Below are 12200 nucleotides of genomic sequence, written 5' to 3'. Positions count from 1 at the left end.
CTGGTATCCCAAAATCTTGAAAAACAGCAGTTTAAATTTTTAGACTTAGGTGATTATGAGTTGCCGAAATGAATATTATTAGTGGAACAGTAAATTGCAAAAAGTAAGTGAAAGAACTGGATGTCTTAATAATTCCGTAAAAAAAGAGAAACAAGATACCATCAAATGAGGGTTCTTGTTTCTCTTTTTTTGTCTGTATGAAATGTGTTTTACACGAACAAACTTGAAACAGTCTCCGTTTTTTATAATGCTTCCACACTCCATATTTTGAAGGCTTCTTTTGCAGATTTAGAGTAGATTCTGCCCACGGGCAGGAGCACTCCGCTGCGCAAAAGGCAGGAAGTAGGTGAAAGTTTCGCAATCTTGCTTAAAGAAACCATATATGATTTATGTATTCTTATAAAACCATGTTTATAAAAACGAGCTTCCAGATTACTCAATGTATCATAGATTTCAAAGCTTTCCTGCTTATAATAAATAAAGACCTTGTGGTTTTGTACTTCAAGATAGGAAATATCTTTCAATGGAACGATGCAGTTTTTATTACGGTATGTAAAAATTAACTGTTCTCCGGATTCTTCTTCAGATTGCTTTACAGCTTTGAGAATAATCTCTTCAAATTTTTCCTTGGAAACAGAATCTTTGATGATATAGTGATATGCCAGAACATCAAAAGCTTCCAGCATTTTATCGGCCAGACTCGTAAGAAAAATGATCTTGCAGTCTATGCCGTTTTCCCTCAGCTGTTTTGCTGCTGCAATCCCATCCATACCCGGCATCATGATATCCAAGAGGATAATATCAGAAGACAGCAGATCTTCTGAGAGAAATAGAAGCTGTTTGCCGTTGTTGCATATTTCAATGGTAAAATCTAAAGAGTATTCTTCTTTTATTTTCCGGAGAAGCCACGTGTACTTTTTACAGCAAGTGTGGTCATCGTCACATAATACGATCCTCATTTTTATGTACCCCCAAACTGTCAGCGATTTTTAAAAATTTATTTACGATTTCGGGGTCAAACTGTCTGCCGCTTTGTTTTTTTAATTCGGCCATAGCTGTCTCAGGACTAAGTCCTTTCCGGTAACACCGGGTACTGGTCATGGCGTCATAAGTATCGGCAACGCTGATGATTCGGGCGATCAGGGGAATCTCGTCGCCTTTTAGACCGTTCGGATAACCGGAACCGTCAAAACGTTCATGATGGTATAAAGTACCGTCTGATAAGCCGTCCAGCTTTTTCTGAAGGTTTTTCCGGTAGTCGGTCAGCTCCAGTGTTTTTGCAACACGGCTTAAAAGCACTTCTTTGACGATAGGTTTCCCGATGAAGTCGTAGGCTCCTAGATTAAGGCACTGGGCTTCTGTCTGGTCTTCCGTATCAGAAGTCAGAAAGATGACAGGGATATCAGACCATTTTTTCTCTTTCTGAAGTTCCAGAAAAAATTCTTTTCCATCCATTTAGGGCATCATTAAATCAAGCAAAATCAAATCGGGTGTCTGATGTTCCATGATTTTTAATGCCAAACTGCCTGAGAGGGAGGGAAATACATGATAAGATTCTTTGAGTAGTATCATAGCCTGGTTTAAGACTGTTTTACTGTCATCAACAATTAAGATTTTATGCATCTTATAGTCCTTTCGTCAGCAAAATAACGGAATGCGTTATTTATATTATATTACATTATCCGTAAAAGAAAAGCGTAACAACGGCGCAAAAGGCGATTATTGCGGCGGGAACTTCCGGTTACAGACAGTTATACATCAAAACAGAACACCGATTTAAATCCCCGTATTCAAAATTATCATAGGCGGTTTTGAGCCGGTCCAGGAGATTTTGCAGTTCCCCCGGATAAGTGTATCGGTCCAATTTTGCAATAGCATCGGAGACCTCTTGATAATCCATTTCATTGACGGCAATGCAGAGACTTTTGATGATATCTTCGGGATAACCGGAAAGAGATTCTTTCGTTTCGTCTGCCGCCGGTACGGCTTTGATACAACAATCCAGTTCTTCTAATATAAGGTCTGTATAGTCCAGCAGTTCCTGATACTTCTGTGTGATGGATTTCCAGTTGTTTTGGTGGCCAAAATCCTCCATCGTTTTCGCCAAGTCCGAAAATTCTAGGGCGCCTACGGATTTTGAGGCAGATTTAATAGCATGGACGTGGATGGTAAACAATTTGATATCCTGGTTTTCATAGATTTTATCCAATTCATTTCGGCGTTCAAAGAGACCCTGCCGGAAGGTTTTCAGCATCTCCAAATAAAAATCAGCCGAGTGATCAAAATATTCCAGGGATGCATCAACGTCGAAATGTTTCAAAGATGTAAAACAGGCTTTGACTTCTTCTGAGATAAAAGCTTCGTCCAGCTTTTTTTCCACAATCTTTAAGACGGCTTTGTCCTGTAAATACTGAAGGAGGGTGTTGTGCAGTTCTTTGACATTGATCGGCTTTGCGAGGAAGTCAGAAAATCCCTGTTCTGTGAAATAGGTCTTCGCATCGGAGAAGACATTGGCTGTCAGGGAAACGACAGGAAGATCTTTTCTGATGCAGTCCATTTTTCTCAGCTTCTGTACCGTCTCGATTCCGTCCATTCCGGGCATCATATGGTCCAGGAAAATCAGATCATAGTCTTTTGCGGAAGCCATTGTGAGTGTATCAAAACCGTTGGACGCCACATCAATATCCATTTCATAAGGTTCCATCAATCGTTTTGCAACGGAAGAATTGACATCATTGTCATCTACGATCAATATGTGGGCAGAAGGAAACGTTGTATCCTCGTAAACGTTTGTCTTTTTGGACGCGGTCTTGACCGGATGGCCGCTTAAGATATTTGCAGTCTGCATCATCAGGTTGTACGGATACAGCTGCTGATAGTTATAGTATTTGGATTCCGTAGTATCACTGTTTTTCATAAGAAGCAGCACATGATCCTGCAAAAATAAGGAATCGATCATTTCCTGGCAGGATGGGAAATCCGCCTGCTGCATGATCAGATAAGAATTCTTGTTTGATCTGTCCAGACTGATGGAGGAGACGGACGAAATCAAAGAAGGATGGATGCTAAGCTTGTGCAGTTCACGTATGACATATTTTGTCAGTTCTTTATCCGATTCTAGAAGATAGACATAGACCTCGGCCTGTTCCATTTTGTCAGACGGCGGAATCATAGGAGCGGCTAAACAGATTTCCTGTGGAATGGTAACGATAAATGTACTGCCTTTTTCATATTCACTTTCCACGGTAATACTGCTGCCCATCAGTTCCGTCAGTTTTTTTGAGATAGAGAGGCCCAGACCGGTTCCCATAATCGTTTGATTTTTCTTGGGATCGACTCTGCTGAATTGCCGAAACAGGTATTTTTGATCTTCTTCTTCTTTGATTCCCGATCCGGTATCGGAAATAAAGAAAGAGAGTTCCGTTTTTGTCTCGGACAGATGCTTGGCACGAAGCTTCAATTCGATTTTCCCGGAAACTGTAAATTTTACGGCATTTGCAAGCAGATTGGTCAGGATTTCCCGAATTCGCATCTCATCTCCGACGAGCTGTCTTGGAAGGGAGGGATCCAAATCAGTGAAAAATGCAGACTTTTTTTACTTAGCCGGGCGGATATTATGCTGCATATATCAGAACACATGGTTGCAGGAGAATATGTTCCTGTGGTCAGCTGTATATTTCCCGTGTCCAGTTTGGAAAAGGACAGCAGGCTGTTGATGATTCCTAAGAGTCCATTGCCGATTTCATAGATTGTGGAAATGTCCTGTTCCACATCCAGGGGGAGATCTTTTCGCAGCAGCAGTTCACTTAAATTAAGGATAGCGTTCATCGGAGTCCTGATCTCATGGCTCATATTTGCGAAAAATGCCATCTTTTCCTGGTGGATCTGCCGTTCCTTTTCCGCAAGTCTTGCCAGATGCTCCTCTTCCATTTTTTTACTGTGGATGTCCTGTGTGCAGAAAATGATATTTGTTTTGTCATCTTTTAAGTAGCTGTATTCCGCTCTTTTCCAGCGGTAAGATTCATGGGTCCTGCCCCGGTATGTAAAACTGTAGGAGGTATCAGGCCGTTGGCTGAAATAACCGGTAATGCCGGAGAGTGTTGCATTCATCAAAAGTTCTTTCGCCTCTTCATCATAGGCCAGTTCATTTGCTGCATGAAACGTCAGCTCGTCAAAATCTCCTTCAAGTTTCTTTTGGGAAAACCAGTCTCTGTTCTGTGCGGCATAAATCTGATATTTGCCGTTTTCTGTGTTGATCAGTCCGAGGGTCTCATAGCTCCGGCTGACGATTAAAGTGCACATTTCATTTAAGATCTGGATTTCTTTTTCTTTGGCATAATCGGAATGCAGCTGTTTTTCTACGTTGGCCGTGTCATCAGAAAATACACAAAGATAGGTCTGCGTGAGATCGGAAGAAGAAAGAAGTGATGCTGTCCCGCTCAGTCAGGATTTCTTTTCTCCCACATAGATTGGACGGGTAAAAGGAAAGTGATCACCAACATCTTTCAGACAGATCAACGCATCAATAAATTCATCGTATGCATTTCCCGGAAGTTTGTCGATGAAAGAATGAAAATCAAACGGGTAGTCTGATGCAGTCTTATAGCCTAAGATCCTGCAGCCAAAGTCATTGATATGGAGAAGAGTCAGGCGGTCTCCGTCTCTCTGAAACTGCATAACTCCGGTGGGCAGATTTTGATAGGTTGATTTTAAAAATTGGTATTCCTGTTTCTGGTCCAACAAATCATCTCCTGTCTGTTTTCTTTTTATTATAATATATTGAAATCAAAGAGGAAAGAGCGGCGGAGCATAAACTTTTGTTGTTTAAGGCGCTGATTGCGGTGAATACGAAGTATGGAAGGAAAATGACATATTTAAGATAAAATAAACAAAAACAGACAGAAAGGAAGACCTATGAAGAAGATTATTTTTGCTGCGGTGGCTGTGATTTTTATGGCGGCAGCGGTGGTAAGTGTGAAGGAAATTGTTCATGGAAAAAAGAATACTGGAATCAGTTACTATGCAAAAATCATAGCAGGATCCGAGAATAAGGAAGGCTGGCAACATTTTTACCATATAAAAGGATTTGATGAAAATGGGAATGACAGGATGCTGACTGTATATGCGGATCGGGATCAGCCTTATCCGAAGGGAGAATATTTAAAAATTACTTGCTCTGCAGAATCTGACGGGTCGAAGGAAATGACATGGAGTATGGTGGAACAGAGCAGTATTTCGGAAGAGGCAATGTTAAAAATACAGAAATGGGAAAAAAGGATTAGACGGCTGGCGGCTGAAAAGAGTTCTCAATCGGGGGATAGCTTAAGTGCACCGAGAAAGATTGATAAGACAAAAAAACTGATTGCATTTTCTTTTGACGATGGACCTGCCAGGCAAAACACAGACAAAGTTGCAAAAGCTTTGGCAAAGAATCATGTAAGAGCAACCTTTTTTATGCTTGGATAGAATGTTTCCTATTATCCGCAGCTTGTGAAAGAAGTAAAAGATTCGGGGAACGAGGTGGCCGGACACTCCTGGAATCATCCTCAGCTGACTAAACTGGGTGCAGCCGGGGTATGCCGTCAGATGCAGAAAATGAATCACGCGATTTCAAAAGTGACGGGCTCGAATGTAGGTCTGCTGCGTCCAACGTATGGAGCCATTGACCGTATGGTGAAAGCTAATATTAATGCGCCGCTGATCTTGTGGAGCATTGATACATTAGACTGGAAGACTTTAAATACAGATGCCACAGTAAATACGATCCTTAAACAAGCGAAGGACGGAGACATCGTATTGATGCATGATATTCATAAACCTTCTGTGGCAGCGGCAGAAAAAGTGCTTCCACTGCTGAAAGCGAGAGGATTTGAAATCTGTACAGTTTCAGAATTATTAAAGGCAAAGGGAATCACTGTGGGTAAAGGCGATGTTGTCATCAGCGCCAACCAGATTTATAAGTATAAAAAAATCAGAGATAGAAAAAGAGTGTTGTTTGCGTCGTTGAAAGTACAGTTTGTGGATTTTGAGAAAATATAGGATGTAACCTGTTATAATCAATTTGTAATTAATCATCAGCTGAGGAAGGACAGCTGGAAACTTTTTTCCTCAAAGAATGCAATAAACTCCTTTTGTAAAAGAGCCGTCCGGCAGACCGGGCGGCTCTTTTGAGATTTAAAAAGATTGCGAATAGATTGCAAAAAGCAAGCAAAAAATATATAATAAAAGTAATAGAAAATAAAGGAGATGATAGATATGGCTAAGACATCAAATATTTTTACCCGTGTAGATCCTGAAATAAAAGAGCAGGCAGAGCAAGTGCTTGAGCGTTTGGGCATTCCGATGTCAAATGCAGTTGGGATGTTTTTAAGACAAGTTGTGATGCAGCGGGGACTGCCATTTGAAGTGAAGCTGCCAAAAGATATGCCGCTTGTATACGACTCCCTTACAAAAGAACAGTTCGATGCGGAAATAGAAAAGGGCATGGATGATATAAGGAAGGGAAGAGTATATTCGGCAGAAGATGTCGAAGAGGAGATGAAGCGGGATTACGGGATATGAGTTGCAGGATTTTTTATACAAAAAAGGCAAAACAGGATTTGAGAGATATATGAATATATAGCGTATGAACTGCTTGTGCCGGAAACAGCATCTGAACAAACTCGTAGAATTATGAAAGAAATCAAGACACTTGATGAAATGCCGAGACGTTATCGTTTATATGAGGAAGAGCCATAGCATAGTGAAGGAATCCGATTTTTTCCGGTGGATAATTACCTTGTGTTTTATCAACCTAATGAGTCCCAAAATACAGTGAGTATTGTTCGTATTATGTACGGTGGGAGAGACATCAAAAATCATTTGAATAGAACGACAATCGATTAATATTTTTTTGACGTGGCAGAAGAGCCGTCCGGCAGACCGGGCGGCTCTTCTGGCAGCTTAAATTATTTCCTATACCGATAAACATCATTCGCACTTACCACGACATCTCCCGGATGCAGAGTAATATTTCTCGCCTCAAGGAGCTCCGATACCGTACATACTTGAAAGCCTTTCTTTTCAAGTTTCGGGAGTACCTTTTTCACAGCTTCTGCCGTGGGAGCATGGATGTCATGCATCAGGATGATATCCCCATCCTTGGCCTGCTTTAAAATGGCATCAGCAGTCTTGTCTGCATTCAGTGTTTTCCAGTCCAGAGTATCAATGCTCCACAGGATTAGCGGATCTTTCACCGTATTTTTTACAGTTCGGTTAATGGAACCATAAGGCGGCCTTAAAAGTCCCACATCAGATCCGGTCACAGAAGCAATGGCTTCGTTCATCTGTGACATCTGTTTTTTCACACCCTTTTTACCGAGTTTTGTGAGTAGCGGATGGTTCCAGGAGTGGCCGGCGACTTCATTGCCTGATTCCTCAACTTTTTTTACAAGGTCAGGATAATATTTTGCATTCTGGCCAAGCATAAAAAAGGTAGCCCTCGCATTGTTTTTATCCAGGGCCTTTAGTATTTTCTCCGTATTTTTTCTGGAAGGTCCGTCATCGAATGAAAACGCGATGAGTTTTTTCTCGGGATCGACTCGTTTGGGAAGAAAGGGGAAATCGCCCAGTTTAAACTGTGTAATTTCGCGGACGATCTTCTGGTTCTTTTGAATCTCTCCGCTGGCAGCCGAGGATTCCTGAAGAGAACTTGTCTCTTTGCTGGTCCGAAACAGGTAAATGCCCTGAAAAGCGATGATTGACAGCATTAAGATCAGCACTGCAGTTTGTCCTTTGTTTAATCCTTTTTTCATTTGTGCCTCCTATCCATACATAGTATTTCCGTTTTCCAGCAATCCTTGACAAAAGAACATGGAAAGGCAGGGTGAAATTACAAGCTATAATTTATTGTATGTGGAGAGATCTGATTATATTAAGAAAAATCTGTTATAATGAAACATATCATATTTTATAAATTTTTGAATATCACTTATTTGACGGAGTATAAAGGATAGAGTTTATGGATATTAAAAGAATCGTAGAAGCCGGGCAGCTTAGATCTATGGATACGGTGAATGGATTTGATGTGCGTCCGGGGTTTTACCTTCAAAACGGTGCGACTGCTATTGAAGGCGGCGTGAGTTTCACCGTACATACGAAAAACGGAACTGCCTGTACATTAGTTTTATATGAAAGAAAGGCACAGGAACCTTTCGCTGAAATACCGTTTCCGGAAAATTACCGGATCGGAAATGTATACTCGATGATCGTTTTCGGCCTGGATATCCGGAAGATTGAATACAATTACAGAGTTGACGGGCCGAAGGATTTAAAAAAGGGACTTTTGTTTGACAAGGAGCGGTATCTTTTAGATCCCTATGCAAAAGCCGTCACCGGTCAGAGCAACTGGGGCGAGAAACCTGAGTACAGCAGGGACTGTTATCGGGCGAGAGTCGTCTCCAATGACTTTGACTGGGGAAGAGCCAGGCGAAAACCCACAGATATGCGGGACCTTATCATCTATGAACTTCACACCAGAGGATTTACAAAACACCATACATCAGATGTAAAACATCCGGGAACCTTTGACGGGATCCGGGAAAAGATTCCTTATCTGAAGGATCTGGGCATCAATGCCGTGGAACTGATGCCGATCTTTGAATTTGACGAGACGAGGGATACCAGGTATGTCAATGGTAAAAAACTTTTGGACTACTGGGGTTATAATCCGGTCAGCTTTTTTGCGCCGAATACAAGCTACAGCTCGGAAAAAGAATTTAACAGAGAGGGTTCAGAGCTTAAATACCTGATCCGGGAACTTCACGACAATGATATTGAAGTAATCCTCGATGTGGTGTTCAACCACACGGCGGAGGGAAATGAGAACGGTCCGTTCATATCTTTTAAAGGATTTGACAATAATATATATTATATGCTTACGCCGGACGGAAAATATTATAATTTCAGCGGCTGCGGCAATACACTGAACTGCAATCACCCGGTCGTTCAGAACATGATCCTGGACTGTTTAAGGTACTGGGTGACGGATTACCGGATCGACGGATTCCGGTTTGACCTGGCATCGATTCTCGGAAGAAGTGAGGACGGTTCACCATTAAGTAAGCCTCCGCTTTTGGAAAGGCTTGCATTTGACCCGATCCTGGGCCGTGTGAAATTAATTGCTGAGGCATGGGACGCTGCGGGTCTTTATCAGGTGGGCACGTTTCCGTCATGGAACCGGTGGTCTGAGTGGAACGGCAGATACCGGGACGATATGAGAAGATTCCTGAAAGGAGATCCGGGACTTGTGAAAGCCGCTGCCCAGAGGATGAGCGGCTCCAGGGATATCTATGACAGGGAGAGCCGGGGCGATACGGCTTCAGTGAATTTTATCACCTGCCATGACGGATTCACGATGTGGGACCTTTATTCCTATAATGAAAAGCACAATCTGGATAACGGATGGAACAATACGGACGGAGACAACAATAACAACAGCTGGAACTGCGGTGAAGAAGGGTACACTGACCGGCAGGATGTCATAAAGCTCAGGAAAAAGCTTGTGAGAAATGCTTTTGCGGCGCTGATGACCAGCCAGGGTGTCCCGATGATGTATGCGGGGGACGAATTTTTGAATACCCAGTACGGCAATAACAATGCCTACTGTCAGGATAATGAAATTTCGTGGCTGAATTGGGATCTGCTTTTGGAAAATCATGAGACCACACAATTTGTCAAAGAGATGATCCGTTTCAGAAAAAAACACCCGGTGTTAAGATCCAGAGGGGAGGATGCGCTGTGCGGACTGCCTTCCGTCAGCTTTCACGGAGAAGAACCATGGAAGTTAAAGGAGGATGACCAAAACCATCTTCTGGGCGTTCTGTTTGCCGGAAGAGAAAAAGATAGTGACACAGATGATATTGTTTATGTTATGATGAATATGCATTGGGAGCCGCATACTGTGAGGCTTCCGGAACTTCCGCTGGATTACTTCTGGGAGATTTTTTCAGATACGGCCGGCGAGCCGAAAAATAGCCGGCTGCCCGGAGGAGAGATCCGGATGGAAGAGCGGAGTATGATTATATTAGAAGGGAACCAGATGGGACGGAAGGGCGATGTCATCTGTCTCTAAAGATAAAGTTTAAGTAAAGGAAGAGAATGTAAGATGTGGATTGCAGATCAGTGGAACGATTATGAAGTTTTAGATACTTCTTGTGGTGAAAAATTAGAAAGATGGGGAGACTATTATTTAGTACGGCCGGACCCTCAGGTTTTATGGCAGACACCAAAGAAGTTAAAGCAGTGGAAGAAGCCAAACGGACATTATCACAGGAGCAGCAGAGGCGGCGGACAGTGGGAGTTCTTTGATCTCCCTAAGACCTGGGATATCAGGTACAGGGAACTTACATTTCATTTGCAGCCATTCAGCTTTAAACACACAGGAGTTTTTCCGGAGCAGGCAGTGAACTGGGATTGGTTTTCAGATAAGATCAAAAAGGCCGGGCGGCCTGTAAAGGTGCTGAACCTGTTTGCCTACACAGGCGGCGCCACATTAGCGGCAGCCGCAGCCGGGGCATCCGTTACTCACGTGGATGCCTCCAAAGGCATGGTGAACTGGGCAAAAGAGAATGCCCAGGCCTCCGGCCTGAAAGACAAACCGATCCGCTGGCTGGTGGACGACTGTGTGAAATTTGTAGAGAGGGAGATCCGCCGGGGGAACCACTACGATGGGATCATCATGGACCCTCCGTCCTACGGCAGGGGACCAAAAGGAGAGATCTGGAAGATTGAGGAAAAGATTTTTCCGCTTGTTCAGCTCTGTACAAAGATTTTGTCGAAAAACCCCTTATTTTTTCTGATCAATTCTTATACGACCGGACTCCAGCCGGCTGTGCTCTCCTATATGCTGGGAACGGAAGTCAAAGCAAAGTTCGGCGGGAAAGTGACGGCAGATGAGATCGGGCTTCCGGTTTCTTCAAATGGCTTGGTTCTGCCATGCGGAGCCTCAGGCAGGTGGGAATCAGTATAGATATTTCAGAAATCTTAATTTTTGCTGAATTTTGTTGGAATACGTAAAAAACAATTGAAATTTTTCTGACTTTGTTTATAATTAAAAAGAGCGTGTATACGAATAATTGACATTTAACATAATGATAATAATAGAAAATTCGAAAGGGGAATTTTGAAACATGGCAGGTTCAGATATCGGAATTGATTTAGGTACGGCCAGCGTCCTGGTTTACGCAAAGGGCAAAGGAGTCGTTTTAAAAGAGCCATCTGTAGTGGCATTTGACAGAGATACAAACAAGATCAAGGCAATCGGGGAAGAAGCCCGTCTGATGCTGGGAAGAACACCGGGGAATATCGTTGCAGTGCGTCCGCTGCGCCAGGGTGTAATTTCTGACTATACAGTGACAGAAAAGATGTTAAGCTACTTCATCAACCGCACCGTCGGAAAGTCTATTTTCGGACGGAAGCCGCGCATCAGCGTGTGTGTGCCGAGCGGTGCCACGGAAGTAGAGAAAAAGGCAGTTGAGGATGCGACCTACCAGGCAGGTGCAAGGGAAGTATCCATTATTGAAGAACCTGTTGCGGCAGCCATCGGCGCCGGAATCGATATCGCAAAGCCATGCGGAAATATGATCGTGGACATCGGAGGAGGAACAGCCGACATCGCTGTTATTTCTCTTGGAGGAGTCGTTGTCAGCACTTCCATCAAGGTTGCCGGAGATGATTTTGATGAGGCAATCGTGCGCTACATGCGCAAAAAACATAACTTATTGATCGGTGAGCGTACTGCTGAGGACATTAAGATCAACATCGGCACTGTCTACAAACGTCCGGAAAATGCGACGATGGATGTCCGCGGAAGAAACCTTGTGACAGGACTCCCAAAGACCGTGACTGTTACATCCGAAGAGACAGAAGAAGCTTTAAGAGAGCCTGCTTACCAGATCGTAGACGCTGTTCACAACGTACTGGAGAGAACTCCGCCTGAGCTTGCGGCCGATATCTCAGACCGCGGGATCGTTCTGACCGGAGGAGGATCTCTGATCCAGGGTCTGGAAGAACTGATCGAATCTAAGACAGGAATCAACACGATGACAGCAGAGGACCCTCTGACAGCAGTTGCCATCGGAACTGGAAAATACATTGAATTTTTATCCGGAGAAGACAAAAAGGGCGAGAAATAATCACTTAGTTTTTTCAGCGCTTTTTTA

The 12200-nt window shown here is 43.2% G+C and carries 11 protein-coding genes and 2 pseudogenes; 6 read left to right on the top strand and 7 right to left on the bottom strand.

Annotated elements, in window-relative coordinates:
- Positions 1–242: 242 nt before the first annotated feature.
- The 6 genes and pseudogenes from DWV34_RS05990 to DWV34_RS05965 form a co-directional block, all read right to left on the bottom strand.
- Positions 243–959, bottom strand: a complete 717-nt coding sequence (locus DWV34_RS05990) for a LytR/AlgR family response regulator transcription factor (protein WP_009290101.1) — start codon at positions 957–959, stop codon at positions 243–245.
- Positions 940–1299: an HD-GYP domain-containing protein gene (locus DWV34_RS05985; RefSeq protein WP_225103788.1), complete on the bottom strand. Its 360-nt coding sequence runs from the start codon at positions 1297–1299 to the stop codon at positions 940–942. The genes DWV34_RS05990 and DWV34_RS05985 overlap by 20 nt, the downstream gene beginning before the upstream one ends.
- Positions 1294–1623 (bottom strand): annotated as a pseudogene (locus DWV34_RS17610) (response regulator); the annotation flags it as partial. The gene DWV34_RS05985 and the pseudogene DWV34_RS17610, both read right to left, overlap by 6 nt.
- Before the next feature lie 118 nt (positions 1624–1741).
- Positions 1742–3532, bottom strand: a complete 1791-nt coding sequence (locus DWV34_RS05975; RefSeq protein WP_118475688.1) for a hybrid sensor histidine kinase/response regulator — start codon at positions 3530–3532, stop codon at positions 1742–1744.
- Positions 3511–4302, bottom strand: a complete 792-nt coding sequence (locus tag DWV34_RS05970) for a sensor histidine kinase (protein WP_009290097.1) — start codon at positions 4300–4302, stop codon at positions 3511–3513. The genes DWV34_RS05975 and DWV34_RS05970 overlap by 22 nt, the downstream gene beginning before the upstream one ends.
- Positions 4303–4443: 141 nt before the next feature.
- Entirely contained in the window at positions 4444–4740 is a 297-nt protein-coding gene (locus DWV34_RS05965) for a PAS domain-containing protein (protein WP_118475685.1), read from the bottom strand.
- A gap of 174 nt (positions 4741–4914) precedes the next feature.
- Here DWV34_RS05965 and DWV34_RS05960 point away from each other — a divergent pair.
- From DWV34_RS05960 to DWV34_RS18185, 3 genes and pseudogenes are all read left to right on the top strand, one after another.
- Positions 4915–6039 (top strand): annotated as a pseudogene (locus DWV34_RS05960) (polysaccharide deacetylase family protein).
- A gap of 216 nt (positions 6040–6255) precedes the next feature.
- Positions 6256–6561 carry a type II toxin-antitoxin system RelB/DinJ family antitoxin gene (locus DWV34_RS05955; protein ID WP_118475683.1) on the top strand — a complete coding sequence of 102 codons (306 nt, stop codon included), beginning with the start codon at positions 6256–6258 and terminating at the stop codon, positions 6559–6561.
- 204 nt (positions 6562–6765) lie between these two features.
- Positions 6766–6885, top strand: coding sequence for a hypothetical protein (locus DWV34_RS18185; RefSeq protein ID WP_412359890.1), 120 nt, complete (start codon positions 6766–6768; stop codon positions 6883–6885).
- Between the two features lie 62 nt (positions 6886–6947).
- On the opposite strand, the gene DWV34_RS05945 is transcribed toward DWV34_RS18185, so the two are convergent.
- Positions 6948–7793, bottom strand: coding sequence for a polysaccharide deacetylase family protein (locus DWV34_RS05945; protein WP_118475681.1), 846 nt, complete (start codon positions 7791–7793; stop codon positions 6948–6950).
- A gap of 206 nt (positions 7794–7999) precedes the next feature.
- Here DWV34_RS05945 and glgX point away from each other — a divergent pair, with 206 nt between their 5' ends.
- The 3 genes from glgX (at position 8000) to DWV34_RS05930 (ending at position 12173) form a co-directional block, all read left to right on the top strand.
- Positions 8000–10111, top strand: a complete 2112-nt coding sequence (gene glgX, locus DWV34_RS05940) for a glycogen debranching protein GlgX (protein WP_118475678.1) — start codon at positions 8000–8002, stop codon at positions 10109–10111.
- Between the two features lie 33 nt (positions 10112–10144).
- Positions 10145–11008 carry a class I SAM-dependent methyltransferase gene (locus tag DWV34_RS05935; protein WP_006568321.1) on the top strand — a complete coding sequence of 288 codons (864 nt, stop codon included), beginning with the start codon at positions 10145–10147 and terminating at the stop codon, positions 11006–11008.
- A 160-nt stretch (positions 11009–11168) separates the two neighbouring features.
- Positions 11169–12173, top strand: a complete 1005-nt coding sequence (locus tag DWV34_RS05930) for a rod shape-determining protein (protein ID WP_006568322.1) — start codon at positions 11169–11171, stop codon at positions 12171–12173.
- Positions 12174–12200 lie beyond the last annotated feature (27 nt).

It is taken from the genome of Anaerostipes sp. AF04-45 (assembly GCF_003461725.1).
GTDB lineage: Bacteria > Bacillota > Clostridia > Lachnospirales > Lachnospiraceae > Anaerostipes > Anaerostipes caccae.
This window is presented reverse-complemented; position numbering and strand designations above follow the sequence as displayed.